Below are 16,474 nucleotides of genomic sequence, written 5' to 3' on the forward strand. Positions count from 1 at the left end.
GGAAGGCAAAAATGAAGCTGCTGCGATACCGGTCGCGCGAAGGGACAAGGCCAGGACTTCTGGACAGCAGTGGTGCCATCCGGGATCTGTCAGCCCATATTCCGGACATCACCGGCCCTGTGCTGGATGACGCAACACTGGCCAGGCTGGCAGCGCTGGACAGCGCAACCCTGCCGGTCGTCGAAGGAACACCGGACTTGGAGTCTTGCGTTGGGCAAGTGGGAAAATTTCTTGGTATCGGCCTTAATTATACTGACCACGCAGAGGAAATGGGGATGGCGCTTCCCGAACATCCGATCCTCTTCCTCAAGGCCGCCTCTTCGATAGCCGGGGCGAATGACGATGTGATCTTGCCACGCGGTTCAGTTGCTGCGGATTGGGAAGTGGAACTGGGCGTGGTGATCGGCACCGCAGCTAAGTACGTTTCCGAGGAACAGGCGCTGGACCATGTTGCTGGATATTGTGTGATCAACGATGTGTCAGAGCGGGATTTCCAGACCAAGCTGACGGGGCAATGGACCAAGGGTAAAAGCTGCGACACCTTCGGCCCCATTGGCCCTTGGCTTGTGACACGGGATGAAGTGCCAGACCCGCAGAACCTGTGGCTGACGTGTGATGTGAACGGCGAAAGGCGCCAGACTGGCAGCACCAGTCGAATGGTGTTCACTGTGGCACAGATCATTTCGCATCTGAGCCAGCTGATGACGCTGCATCCGGGTGATGTGATCGCAACCGGAACCCCGCCCGGCGTCGGCATGGGGGCCAAGCCCGAACCGGACTATCTGAAACCCGGTGATGTGATGCGCCTGGAGATCGAAGGGCTAGGAGTGCAAATTCAAAGGGTCAGAGCTGACGAGGAGTAGTCCGCGTTGGGGCACTTCCCGGCCAACCAAATCCGGAGTTGTTCGCTTGGCCTCAATAGGGATCGGTAGTTTACGCTTAGGTATCGCTGCAGAACTGTTTGTATAGCAATGCAATCATCTCTTCCGTGTTGCCGTTGTTCAATGAGTAGTAAACCGCTTTGCCTTCGCGCCGTGGCTTGACCAGCCCGTCTTCCCGCAGCCGGGCCAGCATCTGGCTCACTGCCGCCTGGCGCATATTCAATAACGCTTCCAGTTCGCTGACCGATTTTTCCCCTGCACTCAAGTAGCACAGGATCATTAGCCTTCCTTCATGTGCAAGAGTCTTGAGGAAGGCCGTTGCGGCGGCAGCACTCTCCTGCATGTTTGCTTCCGGCGGGCGGCCGGTATTGTTTGACGGGGACACTGCTTAATTTCCTGCAATTATTTTCCCGCAGCTTGCCCCCTTCATGTGGTCAAGTCATCCAGCAGTTGCGTTTCATGCCATGATCGGCGGAGAGCCACCGGTGACATCCGTGCAATCGGCATGGCAAAGCCATCCGAGGCGATCTCCGCAAAATGAGGAAAGGCGGCAGAAGCAAGCCTTGCAATTTGCGGTGCCAAGGCTTTTGCAGCGCTTTGCCGCCGTATCCTGGAGGGTCAGCCAGAGGTACTCCCACGGTTGAAAACAACAACATTGCGCTTTGCGCTTCCTGTCTTCGTGTCGGCAATCGCTTCGTTGATCTGGTCCAACGACCAGCGGCCGGAAATCAGCTCATCCAGCTTCAGCCGCCCCTGCTGATACAAATCCACAATCCAGGGAATGTCCCGCTGGATCACTGTGTCGCCCATCTTGGAGCCGATCAGCCCCTGACCCAAGGCGGCGAGCACGACGGGTTCGTAAACGGCCTTCGCTCCCGAGTGCGGCATTCCGATCAGCACCGCCTTGCCGCCTCGAGCCAGGTAGCGGAGCGCCTGGTCGTAGGCCGGTATTGCGCCGACGGTGACCAGCACTGCATCCGCGCCGCGCCCGCCCAGAGCTTTCCAGGCGGCCTTCCAGGGTTTGTCTTCGGTTGCAAGAACCCCATGTGTCGCGCCGAATTCCTTTGCGGCCTCAAGTTTTTCCGGGTTCATGTCTACAGCGACGATGCGGCGGGCGCCGGCGATCCGGGCACCCTGTATGGCATTGAGGCCGACGCCGCCTGCGCCGATGACAACCACGTCCTGGCCTGCGCGCAGCCCGGCGGCATTGACTGCCGCCCCAACACCGGTGATCACCCCGCAGGAAATCAGCGCTGCCGCGTCCTTGCTCATGTCTGCGGGGATCTTCACAATCTGACGCTGGTCCACCACAACTTTCTCGGCAAACGCGCCGCAAGCCATCGCTTGATCCAGCGGTTCACCGCTGGACGTTCTTAGTGGTCCGTTCACAGTGTCATAGGGGGTTTCGCAGATCACCGGCTTGCCGCCCGCGCAGGAAGGGCAGGTGCCGCAGCTGCGGATCAGTGTCACCACCACGGAATCGCCAGCGCTGAAACCCTGCACGCCTGCACCGACCCCGGAGATCACCCCGGCGGCCTCGTGGCCGTAAACCGCAGGCAGATGCCCGCCCCAGGCGCCTTCGGCAAAGGAAATGTCACTGTGGCAGATTGCAACCGTGTCCAGCGTGACCTCGACTTCACCCGTGCCGGGCGGCGCCAGCTGCACGTCCTCGATGACCAGGGGGGCGCCGAATTCATGGCAGACAGCGGCTTTGATGGTTTGCATGATTATCCTCCCCGTTTGCAGTCAGGGTGACGCGCCGGGGTGGTTGCATCAAGCGGGAATGTGCAGGGCGGGACGCGTTGTAACGTCACGGAAGTCGCCCTGCGCGCTGCCGGGCACAATCCAGTCAGGGATTGCGCAGGTTGCCGGTTTTCTTGCTGAACTGAAGGGCCTCCCAGGGGGCATGGCCCATCTGCCTGGCGGGATCAAACAAGGCATCCGTATCCAGCTCTGGATAGTCCCGCGCCACAAGATCCCGCAGCGGGGTATGCGAGGCCAGAGCCTCCTGGCACAAGGTTTTGACCGCCGCCTGGGCATCGGGCCGCGGCAAATGCGCAGCCAGGGCAAAACTCAGTGCTTCGGCGTGGATCAGGCCCAGCCCGGACGACAGCGCAGCCGCCATGGCCTCAGCGCGCGGCGCAATGCTCGCGCACAGCTCCTTTCCGGTTCTTGCGGCAGCTGCCGCGCCCAGAACGATCTGCGGCAGGCACATCCATTCGGTGAACCAGGCCGCACCGTCGCGCTGATGCTGCTGCATTGAGGCGCCCTGCAGGACAGAGAACAAGCCGCTGCCCTGCCGGGCCAGCGCCGCCAGCATCGAGGGGAACACCGGGTTCTGCTTCTGCGGCATGGTGGAAGAGGCGCCGGCTCCGCCGATCGATATCTCCTGAACCTCGCTTTGCGCCAGCGCAGTGCAGTCTTCGCCGATTTTGCCAAAGGCCAGTGTCACGCGGAGCATCCAGTCCGCGATGCGCAGCACCGGTGTGCGGTCGGTGTGCCAGCTGCGCCCCGGATCCTGCAAGGCCAGCCCCCTTGCCATGGCGGCGCGTACCTCTGCCGCCTTCATTCCCAGCGCGCTGGACGTGCCCGCCGCGCCGGACAGGGACACCATCAGGCAGGATTGCCGCAATCCGGGCAGCTCTTCCAGCAGGTTCAGCAGCGGGGTGCCCCAAGCCGCCGCCACCGCGCCGAAGCTGGTAGGGGTTGCATGCTGCCCGTAGGTGCGGGCGGCCATCGGCAGCTCCGCATGCATCTTGGCGAGTTTGCCAAGCGATAGCACCGCGGCCTTCACGTCCGCCTCGACCAGCGCCAGAACTTGACGCAGCCGCAGCATCAGGGCGCTATCCATGATGTCTTGCGAGGTCGCGCCCCAATGCACGTACTGAGCATGCTCGGGCGCCTTCATTTCTTCGCGAAACGCGGCCACCAGCCCCGGCACCGGCACGCCGTTCTGCCCCGCGGGCCGTTTAAGCACGCCCGGGTCAACGGCGATCTCGACCACAGCGCGTCCGATCGCGGCGGCACTTTCCTGCGGGATCACACCTGCCTCGCCTTGCGCCTTGGCCAGCGCACCCTCCACCAGCAGCATGGCGCGTACTTCGGCACTGTCTGAAAACAGGCGGCTGGCTTCGCCGCTGCTGAATAGGCCGCTATAGATTTGGCTGTCAAAGACAGAACCTGCCATCAGAAGTCCTTTGCAATCTGCCCCATCAGCTCTGCCAGACCTTCTGGGTCGGCGAAGAAGGGCGAATGGGATGTGTTCAAATCATGTGCCCGCCCGGGCGGCAGGCGGGCCGCCATCTGAGCTTGGTATTCCGGCGGAATGACCCGGTCTTTGGTGCAGCGGATGTAGGTTTTGGGCACGCCCTCGAACCGTTCGCTCAGGCGGAGCGGCGTGTCCTGCGGCAGGATTGGCTGTGCACAGAGGTTTTCCATGGCAAAGCGCACCGCTTCGGCCGGACAGTCGTGATAGAACAGGTCCGGCGTGGTCTCCGGCACCAGGCTGTATGCGGTGCCTGCCTCGTTCTTGCGGGTCGCGCCTTCCAGGGTCTGCCGGGGCCCTGCCTTGCGCATGCCGATAAGGGACATGCCGCTGACCGGCAGATAGGCGCAAAGGTAGATCAGCCCGCGCAATCGCTCTGGATGCGCCTCTGCGGCCGCAGAAATGGGAAAACCGCCCCAGGAATGCCCGACGATCAGGGTGTCAGGGGTGGAGGCTGCGGCAATTGCCTCTGCCGTTTCGGCCAATGTGACCCCTGCGGGATCGCGCCCGTCGGCATGGCCGGGCAGGCTCGTGGTGCGGGCCGTGTGGCCGCGGGCCTCCAGCGCCGGGATCACATCGCGCCAGCACCAGGGGCCGTGGCAGGAACCATGAACAAGAAGAAACTCAGCCAATGTGTCCGGTCTCCCTCAGGAAGGCCGTCAGGCGCTCAGCGTATTCATCCGGCTGCTCGACACAGGGAATGTGGCCCGCGCGCCGGATCAGGTGGAATTGGCTGCCTGGGATCAGGTTCACCGTCTCGCGCACCAGGTCGGGCGGGGTGGAGCCGTCCTCTGATCCTGCGATGCCCAGGCAGGGCAGCCTCAGCCCGCTGGTGGGCGTATAGAAGTCGGTGCCCGCAATTGCCGCGCAGCAGCCTGCGTAGCCGTCGCGCGATTGCTGCACCAGCATATTGCGCCACAATTGCAGCTCAGGCGTGGCACGGAAACCGCGGGCAAACCAGCGCTCCATCACTGCATCGGCCAGCGCCTCGATGCCGTCTCTTTGAACGGCCTGGACGCGCTCTTTCCACATCTCGGCGGTGCCGATCTTGGCGGCGGTGTTTGACAGCACTAGCGCACGGATCTGGTCCAGCCGCTTCACCGCCAGTCCCTGCGCGATCATGCCGCCGATCGACAGGCCCACGAACATGCAGTCGCGCACCTCCAGGTGGTCCATCAGCCGCTCCGCATCTCGCACCAGCGCACCCATCGAGTACGGTGCAGATGGGCAGGAGGACAGTCCGTGCCCGCGCTTGTCATACCGGATGATGCGCAGGCCTGACGGAAGCCGCTTTACCACAGCATCCCAGACCCTCAGGTCCGTGCCGAGCGAGTTGGCAAACACGATGGGGGCGCCGCCTGCGTCACCGTCAACGCGGTAGTGAAGCTGGACATCGCCCAGGTCTGCAATCTGCATGGGGTACCTCGTTTCTGCTCCGCCGCAGTCTACCTGTGCCGGGGCAGGGAGGTAAAGCAATCGGCAGGGCTCAGCCGTGCAGCTCCATATGGGCCATGATTTGGCCATGGTCCGAGGCCAGCTTGTTGTACGGCGCCTCCGGGTGGCTGCCATCGGTCAGATGGTCGTTGAAGACGCTGTAATAGTGCATCTTGCCGACCGCCCCGCGCCAGTCCGGGTCGAAATGGCGGGACATGTAGATCTGGTCAATGCTTTCATGCACGCCGCCAAAGGCCGTGGTGTAGACCACGTCGCGCAACGATTTTTTCAGGAACATTTTTTCAGCTGACCGCAAGCGCACCCGGTCGATGGCCTCGCGGATCTGCGCGTCCTCGGCCTCGCTGTAGCGGTCGCCCGGGTGCTGTGCATCGTGGCGCAGCATCCAGGTGTAGTTCCTGAATGGCACCTCACCGGAGATGACCTCGCTGCTGACCGCATGTTCGCCGTCATTGAAATCCCCCAGCACCATCACCGGCCGACCCTGTTCCAGCTCGTCCAGTACCGCTCGGCGCAGTACCCAGGCTTCTCCCATCCGCCGTAAGGCCGCACGCAGGGACCCCATCGCCCGGCCTGCGGCATCATAGGCCGTCAGCACGGTTTCGGGCGGGTAGGGGGCGCCTTGAGGTTTGATGTATTCACCCAGTTTTGATTTCAGATGGCAGTTGAAGACGCTGATAACCTGATCGCCAACGGGCACCCGCACCTTGAGGATCGGGCGCGACAAACGGCGCAGGGTATAGAAACCCGCGTCTTCTTCTTCGCCCAGGCAGGCCATCGGAATATCCAGCGGCTGCGCGAGATCCTGGATCACTTCGGGCTCGCCCTCGAAACCAAAACGCGACAGCACCGCCAGACCGGGGCGCCGTCTGCCCGGTTCGTCCGTGTCATTGAGGTTGGGGGCAAAAGCCAGCTCTGCCTCGGCATAGGAGCCATAGGCCAGCTTCCGGAAAATCGCCTTGCGGTGATAGCGTTTGGTTGTGTCCGGAATACTGGCCGCATTCGCCTCTGCCCCGCGGCGGTCCGTTTCCGCAATCACCTGCCGCAGCGGCGCTTCCTCAAAAACTTCCTGAAACCCGACAATATCCGCATTCAGCGTCAGCAGCTGGTCGGCCATCCAATCGGCCTTCCAAGCGTATTCTTCCGGCGTATAGGTTTGAAAGCGGTAGTATTCCCGCTCCGGGCCGATCAGGTTTTTGACGTTGAACGAGGCGATGGTGAAACGTGTCATGACGTGTCCCCTTGGCTGCCACGCGGACAATCACGCGGTCAGGGCTCAAGCATAGCGCGAGAGCGCCTCCCGGAACAGCTCTGCATCCACATTGCCGCCTGTGGCGACGGCAATCACTGCCTCACCATCGATCTGATCCGCATGGAACAGGGCCGCCGCCAAGGAAGCCGCGCCTCCGGGCTCCAGCACGATCTTCAGCCGCAAGAAAGCAAGCGCCATGGCCTGCATCGCTTCTTCCTCAGTGATCACAATGCCCGGCCCGCAAAGGCGGCTGAGGATAGGGAAGGTTATCTCGCCTGGTTGCGGTGTCAGGATCGCATCGCAGATAGAGCCGGACAAACCGGGGTTCTGCCGGATCTCGCCTGCCGCCAGCGACCGGGTCACATCGTCAAACCCCTCCGGCTCCACCGGCCGCACCCGCAGGCCCGGCGCACGAGCTTCCAGCGCCAGGGCAATGCCGGACGACAGTCCACCACCGCCGCAGTTGACCAGAACATCCGCCTTGGCGATGCCCGCAGTTGCGGCCTGCTCCGCAATCTCCAGCCCGCAGGTGCCCTGGCCGGCAATCACCAGCGGTTCGTCATAGGGTTTGATCAGCGTCAGCCCGCGTTCCTCGGCGTATTTGGCGCCTGCCGCCTCACGGCTTTCCCCGCCTGCGCGGTCGTAAAGCACTACTTCCGCGCCCAGATCGCGGGTGTTCCGGATCTTCAGCTGCGGCGCGTCAGCCGGCATCACGATCACCGCAGGCGTGCCGTGCGCCTTGGCTGCCGCGGCCACCCCCTGCGCGTGGTTGCCGCTGGAATAGGCGATCACCCCGCGTTTGCGTTCTTCTTCACCCAGTGCCGAGACCGCCGACCAGCCGCCGCGGAACTTGAAGGAGCCGGTGTGCTGCAGGCATTCCGCCTTCACCAGCAGGCGCCGTCCGGCGATCTCGTCCAGAAACGGCGAGGACAGCAGCGGGGTCGTGCGGGCATGGCCCTTCAGCCGCTCCGCCGCGGCTTTGATCATGGCAATTGAGGTCATTTGATCCGGTCCAGAACTGAATGGATGAGGGCGAGCGCCTCCGGCTCGTCCAGAAAGGGCACATGGCCGCGGTTGGCTATCTCAAGGGCCTGCAAGGCGGGCAAGCGGCGTTGCATCTCAGCGAAAGTTCCGGCGCTCAGAATGTCGGAATTTGCGCCGCGGATCACGCCGCAGGGCAGGCCGTCCAGCGCCAGGAACAGCGGCCACAGATCCGGTGGCGGACCTGCTTCGGCTTGCGCCAGCAATGCATCGCGCAGGCGCGGGTCATAGCGCAAAGAAAGCCCTTCGGGCGTTTCATCGTAGAAGGTTTCAACCTCCTCCCGCCAGCGGGCAGGGGGGACGTCCGGAAAGGCGGGCGCCATCAGCGCGCCGAGCGTCTCCGCGGCCTGGTCCCAGCTCTTTGCCGCTGGACGGCGGCCCACATATTCCATGATCCGGGAAATGCCGCCGGGCGGGATTTCCGGGCCGACGTCATTCAGGATTACTGCTGACAACCTGTCTTTCGCCATGGCCGCCAGCGACATTGCCACCAGCCCGCCACGCGAAGTGCCAAGGATGGAAACTTGGCCGAGGCCCAGGTGGCCAAGCAGCTCAAGAACATCCTGCGCCTCCCGCAGAACGTTGTAGTTCATGAAGTCCGGATCGCGATCCGACTGTCCGCGTCCGCGCGCGTCCAGGGTGATCATCCGGAAATTCGCGGCATGCGGCGCAAAATAGCGGAAGTCCCGGCTGTCGCGGGTCAGGCCCGCCAAACAGAGCAGAGGCAGGCCTTTTCCGGTATCTGTGTAGTGCAGGCGCAGCCCGTCCGAAGTGTCAAAGAATGGCATCCGCGGTTCAGCCCTTGGCAAGGTCCGGGATTGTGGTCAGGTCCGGCAGGATATGCGCGGGTTTCCACGGCAGCCTGTCCACGGGTTCTCCCGCCCTGTTTACCCAGGCAGTCACGAAACCATAGCCCGTGGCCCCGGCCGCGTCCCAACCATTTGAAGAGACAAACAGCACCTCGTCCCTGGCGCAGCCAAACCGCTCTTCGACCAGGTCGTAAACCCGGGCGTCCGGCTTGAAGATGCCGACGCTTTCCACCGACAGCACATCATCCAGAACGCTCCCCAGCCCCGCCGACTGCACCGCGCCATCCAGCATCGCGGGAGAACCGTTAGACAGGATCGCGGTGTTCAATCCTGCATCCTTCAGTGCTTGCAGCATTGCAGGCACTTCCGGATAAGCCTGCAATTCCCAGTACAGGTCCAACAGCCGCTGCCGCAGCGCCACGTCGCCGCTCAACCCGGCTGCCTCCATTGCCCAGTCCAGCCCGTCCTGTGTGACGTCCCAGAAATCGGCATGTGCATCGGTGATGGCACGCAGCCAGGTGTATTGCAGCTGTTTCAGCCGCCAATGGCTGGCAAGCTCCGCCCAACTGTCCTGGAGGTGCGGAAATTCCGCCTCGCTGGCGGCTTGCCGCGCAGCGGCAGCGACATCGAATAGCGTGCCGTAGGCGTCGAAGATACAGGTGGTAATCGGCATGGTCCTCTCCCCTGCGGCGAGCCTTGCATGAAGCAGCAGAGCAGGCAAAGCGGGAAATTGTACCCATACGGGTTTACATCACGTCCGCGGGCGCTAGGCTGCGCCCCTTTATCAACCCGCAACCGATTGGAGGTCTCATGACCGGGGTAAAGAACGGCGACACCGTGCGCATTCACTACACAGGCAAGCTGACGGATGGCACCGTTTTCGACAGTTCCGAGGGGCGCGATCCGTTGGAATTCACGGTCGGCACCGGCCAGGTGATCGCAGGCATGGATGCAGGTCTCGAAGGCATGACCGCGGGTGAAAAGAAAACCCTCGAAATTCCCTGCACTGAGGCCTACGGCCCGATCAACCCTGCCGCCCGCCAGGAGATCCCGCGTGAAGGCATCCCGGCGGACATTCCGCTGGACCTTGGCACTCAATTGCAGATGCAAAGCCCCGATGGCCAAGTGCTGCCGGTGACGGTGGTGGAAGTCAGCGACGACACCGTGACGCTCGACGCCAATCACTTCCTGGCTGGCAAGGATCTGGTGTTCGATATTGAGCTGGTTTCGGTGAACTGAACCAGAGGGCTGGAAAGCTGGACAGGTTTGCTGAAAAAACAAAGGCGCCCGAAAGGGCGCCTTTTCTTTTTGCTCAAATAGATCGAAACATCAAAGGTGATCCGGCTGCGGCATACCTAGGATGTGGAAGCCGCCATCGACCCGGATGATCTCACCAGTGGTGCAGGCGCCTGCATCGGACGCCAAGTAGACAGCGGTGCCGCCAACAGCCTCCAGCGTTGCGTTGTCGCGCAGCGGTGCGTTCTGGGCGGTGTGCTTGAAGGTCTTGCGCGCACCGCCGATGGCGGCACCAGCGAGTGTCTTCATCGGTCCGGGAGAGATCGCATTCACGCGGATGCCTTCCGGGCCCAGATCGTTGGCCAGGTAGCGGGTCGCCGATTCCAGCGCCGCCTTGGCCACGCCCATCACGTTGTAGTTCGGAACCACCTGGTTCGAGCCTTGATACGTCAGCGTCAGCAGGGTGCCGCCGTTGTCCTTCATCAGCGGGTAGGCGCGGCGCGCCACCTCGATGAAGGAATAGGCGGAAATATCCAGCGAGTTTTTGAAGTTCGCCCGGCTGGTGTCCAGAAAACGGCCAGTCAGCTCATTCTTGTCCGAATAGGCAATTGCGTGGACAACAAAGTCAATCGCGGGCCAGCGGCCTGCTAGCTGCTCAAACGCCGCGTCCAGCGAGGCATCATCGGTCACATCCACATCGACCATGAAATCCGATCCGACGTTCTGCGCCAGCGGCTCCAGCCGTTTACCAAAGGCTTCGCCCTGGTAGGTGAATGCCAGCTCAGCCCCGGCCTCCGCCATGGCCTTGGCAATGCCCCAGGCGATGGAGCGGTCATTGGCCACGCCCATAATCAGGCCGCGTTTGCCCGTCAGCAGTCCCGCCATCGTTACTTATCCCTTGTACTTGCTCAGAACCATCGAGCCGTTGGTGCCGCCAAAGCCGAAGCTGTTGGTCATCACCGAGTCGAGGCCGGCGTTTTCCACCAGGCTGGTGGCAATCTCACCCGGCAGGATGCCTTCGGCGAGGGTGTCGACATTGATCGACGGGGTGATGAAGTCGTTGTCCAGCATCAGCAGGCAGAAGATCGCCTCCAGCGCGCCGGCAGCACCCTGTGCGTGGCCGGTCATTGACTTGGTCGAAGAAATCGGCGGAACGCTGCCCTCGCCGAAGACACGGCGGGCGGCTTCGACTTCGCCGACATCGCCAACCGGGGTCGAGGTGCCGTGGGCGTTGATGTAATCCACCTTGCGGCCTTCGGGCAGGGTGGACAGCGCCAGGCGCATCGCCCGCTCGCCGCCCTCACCGGACGGTGCAACCATGTCGTGGCCGTCGGAAGTTGCAGCAAATCCGGTTACTTCGGCATAGATCTTGGCACCGCGGGCCAGCGCGTGCTCCAGATCCTCCAGCACCACGATGCCGCCACCGCCGGAGATCACAAAACCGTCGCGGTCTTGATCAAAGGCGCGGGAGGCTTTCTCCGGATCGTCGTTTTTCTTGGAGGACATCGCGCCCATCGCGTCGAACAGGCAGGACAGGGTCCAGTCCAGCTCCTCGCCGCCGCCGGCGAACATCACATCCTGCTTGCCCATCATGATCTGTTCAGCAGCATTGCCGATGCAGTGCAAGGAGGTCGAGCAGGCCGAGGTGATCGAGTAGTTGATGCCCTTGATCTTGAACGCGGTCGCCAAGTTGGCGGAAATGGTTGAGGACATGCATTTCGGCACCGCAAACGGACCGATCCGCTTGGTTGCGCCGGACTTCAGCACGGTTTGATGCGCGGTCAGCATGGCAGAGGTCGACGGGCCGCCGGAGCCTGCCACCAGGCCAGTGCGCTCATTCACCACCTGATCCTCTGACAGGCCCGCATCGGCAATCGCCTGGCTCATGGCGATGTGGGCATAGGCCGCACCCGGGCCCATGAACCGCAGGGTGCGCTTGTCCACATGCTCGGCCACGTCGATCTTCAGCGTGCCGGCCACCTGGCTGCGGAAGCCGTGCTCAGCCATTTCCGGGCTGGCAACGATGCCGGATTTCCCGGCTTTCAGCGAGGCGGTGACCTCCTCGGCATTGTTCCCGATGGAGGAGACAATCCCCAAACCGGTGACGACGACACGGCGCATGTGCGTACTCCTGTTTCTGTGACTTATGTCCCGCCGGAAAGCGTATCAGCTTTCGGACAGGGCCACTTTCATATCTTTGACCTGATAAATCACTTCGCCGTCCGCTTCGACGATACCGTCGGCGACGCCCATGGTCAGGCGGCGGGTCTGCACGGCCTTGGTGAAGTTGACACGGTAGGTCAGCATCTTGCGGTCGGGGCGCACCATGCCAGTGAGTTTCACTTCACCCACACCCAGCGCATAGCCGCGGCCCAGCCAGCCGCGCCAGCCCAAGTTGAAACCGGTCAGCTGCCAAAGGCCGTCCAGGCCCAGGCAGCCCGGCATGATCGGGTTGCCGGGGAAATGGCAGTCAAAGAACCACAGGTCCGGGGTGATGTCGAATTCAGCAATCACATGGCCCTTGCCATGCTCGCCGCCATCACCGGAAATTTCGGTAATGCGGTCCATCATCAGCATCGGCGGCGCCGGCAGCTGGGCGTTGCCGGGCCCGAACAGCTCACCGCGCGCGCATTTCAGCAAATCGTCCTTGTCAAAGCTGCTGGGGTAATCGGCCATCCGGGCGCATCTCCTGCCTGAGGTTCGTGTATGTATATCTGGATCCCTGTAACACCCGGTGAAAGGGTCCTGCAAGGGTACCCAGCGTCACTTCCTGTACTGATTGTGCCCCGGAAGCCCCGGAAAAGGCCTTCCAGCTGCGAATGAATTTCATTTGAAAAACCCGGGGTGTTGCTCCTATATATACGGTCAGCAACGCGACGCAGGACCTGCTCATGACGCCAAACACCGAAGAAGTGGCCACACGCTGGCTGACAGATGCCGGGCTGAGACCCACCCGGCAGCGGGTCGCGCTTGCCGAATTGCTGGTGGGCGACGGCAAGCACCGCCATATCACTGCGGAAAGCCTGTTCGAGTCGGCCAAGAAAAACGGTGCTGCAGTGTCTTTGGCCACCGTCTACAACACGCTGCGCGCCTTCTGCGATGCCGGCGTGCTGCAGGAAATCCCGCTGGACGGCTCCAAAAGCTATTTCGACACCAACACCCACGACCATCCCCATTTCTTCTGGGAGGATGAGGGACGCGTCAGCGATGCGCCGGCGCAGGAACTTGTGATTCACAAGCTGCCGGAAGCGCCGGAAGGGATGGAGATTGCCTCAGTCGATGTGGTGATCCGTCTGCGCAAGGTCTGACCCGGCGGCGCCCAGTTCCCTTTGCAGGATGCGATAGGCCTGATGGGCTGCAGAGGCCTCTGGCAGCTCTGCATGTGCAGCCAGAATCACCGGCTCTTCAGCTCCCGCATCGGTGACCCGTACAGCGCACAAGGGTTTGCCATCATAACTCATGCTGCCAGGCGGCAGACTGTAGCTGATGCCGGCGCCTTCGCCATTGGCCGCGAGGCTGCGCAACAGCTCCAGCGAATCCGCCCGGTGCGCAATCCGCGGTACCAGTCCATGCGCCTTGAACAACCCCAGCATATGCTGCACCGACAGGCCCTCCTGCGACAGAACCAGCGGGTGCTCTGCCAGCTCTGCAAGAGAAATACCGGCGCGTGCCGCCAGCGGATGGTCTGGTGGCACCAGCGCATGCGGTGACAGCCGCTGCAATTCCGCCCGGCTGAAACCCGCGTCCAGCCCAAGGTCATAGGTGATCGCCAGATCAGCCTCGCCTTCGGACAGGGCAGTAATCAGCGGCTCAAATCCGCAGGCCCGGTGACTGATTTCCACCTCTGGCATGGCAAGACGCAGCGCCTTCAGGGCGGGGGCCAGCAGGAAAGGGGCAAGATCGGAGAAACAGACCAGCAGCAGACGCTGCTGCCCGGCGCCCGCGCCCTTGGGGTCCTCCAGCAGGGCGGCTTGCTCCAGCAGCGCTTGGGCTTTTTCGGAAAACAGCCTGCCCTGCGGAGTCATCGCCAGCGCCGCCCCACGGCGGCGCAGGAACAGGGGATGGCCCAAGTGCTCCTCGATCCGGCTCAGCGCTGCGGAAAGCGCAGGCTGGCTGACATGCACCGCCTCCGCCGCGGCGGACAGACTGCCATGGCGGGCCACGGCGCAGATGTATTCGTAGTGGCGCAGAGTTAAATATAACATGAGGCGAAGGGTATCTTAGAAAGATATGATTTGAAACTATGCCTGTGCCGCGGCAGGAATGGCGCATCAGAATTGCATCATTCAGCAGCGGAGGCAGCAATGGTCCACCCCCTCATCACCCCGGAGCATGTCGAACAATTTCAGCGCGACGGCGTGGTCCTGATCCGCGGGCTGTTCGCAGACCAGGTTGACCTGCTGCGTGCTGGCGTGGCTGCAAATATGGAAAACCCCGGGCCCTATGCCTCGAACAACGAGAAGGCGGGACAGACCGGGCGGTTCTTTGACGACTACTGCAACTGGACCCGTATTCCTGAGTTCCAGCAAGCTATTGAACAATCGCCCGTGGCTGAAGTCGCAGCCGACCTGATGAAATCCACCTCGGTGCAGATGTTCCATGACCATGTGCTGGTCAAGGAGCCGGGCACCTCCATGCCGACCCCCTGGCACCAGGACGGCCCCTATTACTTTGTCGAGGGAGAGCAGACCATCAGCTTCTGGTCACCGCTGGACGAGGTGAAGGACGCGACCCTTCGCTGTGTGGCCGGTTCGCACAAATGGGAGAAGGAAGTGCTGCCGACCCGCTGGGTGTCTGAAGAGGACTTCTTTCCGGATGAGGGCCAGTACATGCCGGTCCCGGACCCGGATGCCGAAGGTATGACCGTGCTGGAATACCCGATGCAGCCCGGCGATGCGGTGGCCTTTAACTACAAGATCCTGCACGGTGCCCGCGGCAATACCTCCACTTCGCGCCGCCGCGCCTTCTCGCTGCGGCTGGTGGGCGACGATGCCCGCTATGTGGAGCGCCCGGGCCGCACTTCGCCGCCGTTTCCGGGCCACGATATGCAGCCCGGCCAGCGTCTGCGCGAGGATTGGTTCCCGATCCTGCTGCAACGCTAAAGGGGAGGGGGCGTTGCCCCCTCGGCCTGACGACCTTCACCCCCAGGGTATTTGAGACCAGAAAGAAGCAGTAGCGTGCAGCCTTGGCTGCGTGTTCATTTCTTCAGGTCGCGGCGGATGCCCATGTTCTCAGCGTTCGAGAAGGAGCAGGTCTTGCAAATGCCGAACTGCTTGAGAAAGCCGCGCTTGCGGGCGCGGGCAGCCTCATCAGAGCGGTAGGCGGCCAGGAAGCCGTCCTGTTCGACGTTGGGCAGTTGAATCACCTGGTCGTAGTCAATGCAGCACAGGCCCAGATCACCATTCCAGAACACAACCGACTGGAACAGCGGAACCGTGCACATGGCATGGCTGGTGTGGCGCGGATGGCGGCGCAGCTCCTTCTGGCGCGGCAGGAAGTGCGCAAACTCGCGTTTCTGGTCGGCAGAGGTGTAAGACCCGATCGAGAAGGTCTTGAACCGCACCCGGTCAAAACCGGCCTCTTTCGCCCAGGCCTCCATTTCCTCCATCTGCGGTTCGGAATAACTGGTCAGCAAGGTCTGCAGCACAGTCACAGGCGACTTGGAGCCGATCTGTTTCTTGATATTCAGGAATTCCTCAATGCTGGCTTTGACGTCATCAAAGTCGGAATTGACCCGGTAGGTCTCCTGCGCCTCCTTGGAAAACCCGTCCATGCACAGGTTCACCCGGGCGAGGCCTGAGCGGATCAGCCGCTCGCTCATTTCGGGTGTCAGGCGGGTGGCGTTGGTCGACAGATAGGTGTCGTGGCCGTTTTCATGGGAATAGGAGATGAAATCCGGCAAGTCCTTATGCAGGGTCGGCTCGCCCGAAAAACTGAAATAAATAGCAGGCTTCTCGCGCTGATGCTTGAAGTCATCAATGATCTTGCGGAACACATGCGGCTTCATCATGCCGCGCTTGCGCTTCATCGCAAAGGTCACCGGGCAGACGGGACAGCGCAGGTTGCAGCTGTTTGTTGCGTCGATGATGATGATCTTGGGGGGGCGCCGGAAATAGGCCAGCGGCAGGAACCGGGCCAGAAAATGCAAGGCCCGCTCATGCAGACCCGGCGGGTTTTCCGGCAGGTCCGGCTGCGCAGAGACCGGAGTGAGGTCCGGTGCGGGGGTGAGATCTTGCATAGGGCTGTCTCCGGTTTTGTGCGTGCACGGTTAACCTTAAAGACCATGGGCTGGGTGGCAAGCGTTTGACCGGTCACAAGCCGTGAGTATTGCGTGAGAGTTCATGCAGAGGCTGCACTTGGCAGCTTCGCCGCCCTATTCAAAAGACGGCTCAGACACGCCGGTTGTGCACGCCAGGATCCTCAAGGTCAGCCTGGCACGCTCAGCCGCAGACGCCCTGGACGGCGTCTGCGGCAACTTGCCTCTGGCAAGGCTGGTACTGCAGGCATAGGTGGCGGATTGCCGTTCTGTGGTGCAAAA

General features: G+C 62.3%; 18 protein-coding genes. 4 read left to right on the plus strand and 14 right to left on the minus strand.

Annotated elements, in window-relative coordinates; translation table 11 throughout:
• Window positions 1-11 precede the first annotated feature (11 nt).
• Entirely contained in the window at window positions 12-863 is an 852-nt protein-coding gene (locus RA24_RS11550; protein WP_019297203.1) for a fumarylacetoacetate hydrolase family protein, read from the plus strand.
• 76 nt (window positions 864-939) lie between these two features.
• On the opposite strand, the gene RA24_RS11555 is transcribed toward RA24_RS11550, so the two are convergent.
• The 9 genes from RA24_RS11555 to RA24_RS11595 all read right to left on the minus strand — a co-directional run bounded on the left by RA24_RS11555 (window position 940) and on the right by RA24_RS11595 (window position 9,373).
• A complete protein-coding gene (locus RA24_RS11555) occupies window positions 940-1,224 on the minus strand; it encodes an ArsR/SmtB family transcription factor (protein WP_029204911.1) in 285 nt (94 codons plus the stop codon).
• A gap of 275 nt (window positions 1,225-1,499) precedes the next feature.
• Complete coding sequence (locus RA24_RS11560; protein WP_039191617.1) at window positions 1,500-2,606, minus strand: Zn-dependent alcohol dehydrogenase; 1,107 nt, start codon at window positions 2,604-2,606, stop codon at window positions 1,500-1,502.
• A 124-nt stretch (window positions 2,607-2,730) separates the two neighbouring features.
• Window positions 2,731-4,068, minus strand: coding sequence for a lyase family protein (locus RA24_RS11565; RefSeq protein WP_039191619.1), 1,338 nt, complete (start codon window positions 4,066-4,068; stop codon window positions 2,731-2,733).
• Window positions 4,068-4,778, minus strand: coding sequence for an alpha/beta fold hydrolase (locus RA24_RS11570; protein ID WP_039191622.1), 711 nt, complete (start codon window positions 4,776-4,778; stop codon window positions 4,068-4,070). The genes RA24_RS11565 and RA24_RS11570 overlap by 1 nt, the downstream gene beginning before the upstream one ends.
• A complete protein-coding gene (pcaD, locus tag RA24_RS11575) occupies window positions 4,771-5,562 on the minus strand; it encodes a 3-oxoadipate enol-lactonase (RefSeq protein ID WP_019297197.1) in 792 nt (263 codons plus the stop codon). The genes RA24_RS11570 and pcaD overlap by 8 nt, the downstream gene beginning before the upstream one ends.
• Before the next feature lie 70 nt (window positions 5,563-5,632).
• Window positions 5,633-6,829, minus strand: a complete 1,197-nt coding sequence (locus tag RA24_RS11580; protein ID WP_039191625.1) for an endonuclease/exonuclease/phosphatase family protein — start codon at window positions 6,827-6,829, stop codon at window positions 5,633-5,635.
• A 45-nt stretch (window positions 6,830-6,874) separates the two neighbouring features.
• Entirely contained in the window at window positions 6,875-7,852 is a 978-nt protein-coding gene (locus tag RA24_RS11585; RefSeq protein WP_039191628.1) for a threonine ammonia-lyase, read from the minus strand.
• Window positions 7,849-8,679: an alpha/beta fold hydrolase gene (locus RA24_RS11590; protein WP_039191630.1), complete on the minus strand. Its 831-nt coding sequence runs from the start codon at window positions 8,677-8,679 to the stop codon at window positions 7,849-7,851. The genes RA24_RS11585 and RA24_RS11590 overlap by 4 nt, the downstream gene beginning before the upstream one ends.
• A gap of 7 nt (window positions 8,680-8,686) precedes the next feature.
• The gene (locus tag RA24_RS11595; protein ID WP_039149442.1) at window positions 8,687-9,373 is read right to left on the minus strand and encodes a haloacid dehalogenase type II; all 687 of its coding nucleotides are present in this window, start codon (window positions 9,371-9,373) and stop codon (window positions 8,687-8,689) included.
• Between the two features lie 137 nt (window positions 9,374-9,510).
• Here RA24_RS11595 and RA24_RS11600 point away from each other — a divergent pair, with 137 nt between their 5' ends.
• On the plus strand, window positions 9,511-9,939 hold the full coding sequence (locus RA24_RS11600; RefSeq protein WP_019297192.1) for an FKBP-type peptidyl-prolyl cis-trans isomerase: 429 nt from the start codon (window positions 9,511-9,513) through the stop codon (window positions 9,937-9,939).
• A gap of 90 nt (window positions 9,940-10,029) precedes the next feature.
• On the opposite strand, the gene RA24_RS11605 is transcribed toward RA24_RS11600, so the two are convergent.
• From RA24_RS11605 to fabA, 3 genes are read right to left on the minus strand one after another with little or no spacing between them, the layout of a single operon-like run.
• Window positions 10,030-10,821, minus strand: a complete 792-nt coding sequence (locus RA24_RS11605) for an enoyl-ACP reductase FabI (protein ID WP_039191632.1) — start codon at window positions 10,819-10,821, stop codon at window positions 10,030-10,032.
• Window positions 10,822-10,827: 6 nt separating this feature from the next.
• A complete protein-coding gene (gene fabB / locus RA24_RS11610) occupies window positions 10,828-12,057 on the minus strand; it encodes a beta-ketoacyl-ACP synthase I (protein WP_019297190.1) in 1,230 nt (409 codons plus the stop codon).
• Window positions 12,058-12,102: 45 nt separating this feature from the next.
• Complete coding sequence (gene fabA / locus RA24_RS11615; RefSeq protein ID WP_019297189.1) at window positions 12,103-12,612, minus strand: bifunctional 3-hydroxydecanoyl-ACP dehydratase/trans-2-decenoyl-ACP isomerase; 510 nt, start codon at window positions 12,610-12,612, stop codon at window positions 12,103-12,105.
• A 215-nt stretch (window positions 12,613-12,827) separates the two neighbouring features.
• On the opposite strand from fabA, the gene irrA reads away from it, so the two are divergent.
• Window positions 12,828-13,244, plus strand: coding sequence for an iron response transcriptional regulator IrrA (irrA, locus tag RA24_RS11620; RefSeq protein ID WP_019297188.1), 417 nt, complete (start codon window positions 12,828-12,830; stop codon window positions 13,242-13,244).
• Here irrA and RA24_RS11625 read toward each other — a convergent pair.
• Entirely contained in the window at window positions 13,209-14,141 is a 933-nt protein-coding gene (locus tag RA24_RS11625) for a LysR family transcriptional regulator (RefSeq protein ID WP_039191634.1), read from the minus strand. The genes irrA and RA24_RS11625 overlap by 36 nt on opposite strands.
• A gap of 99 nt (window positions 14,142-14,240) precedes the next feature.
• Between RA24_RS11625 and RA24_RS11630 the strand changes: the two genes are divergently transcribed.
• Entirely contained in the window at window positions 14,241-15,038 is a 798-nt protein-coding gene (locus RA24_RS11630) for a phytanoyl-CoA dioxygenase family protein (RefSeq protein WP_039149437.1), read from the plus strand.
• 95 nt (window positions 15,039-15,133) lie between these two features.
• Here the strand turns inward: RA24_RS11630 and RA24_RS11635 are convergent, their stop codons facing one another.
• Window positions 15,134-16,174 (minus strand): radical SAM/SPASM domain-containing protein, encoded by a 1,041-nt coding sequence (locus RA24_RS11635; RefSeq protein ID WP_039191635.1) that lies wholly within the window; start codon window positions 16,172-16,174, stop codon window positions 15,134-15,136.
• Between the last annotated feature and the right edge of the window lie 300 nt (window positions 16,175-16,474).

This window comes from Leisingera sp. ANG-M6, from assembly GCF_000813905.1.
Classification (GTDB): domain Bacteria; phylum Pseudomonadota; class Alphaproteobacteria; order Rhodobacterales; family Rhodobacteraceae; genus Leisingera.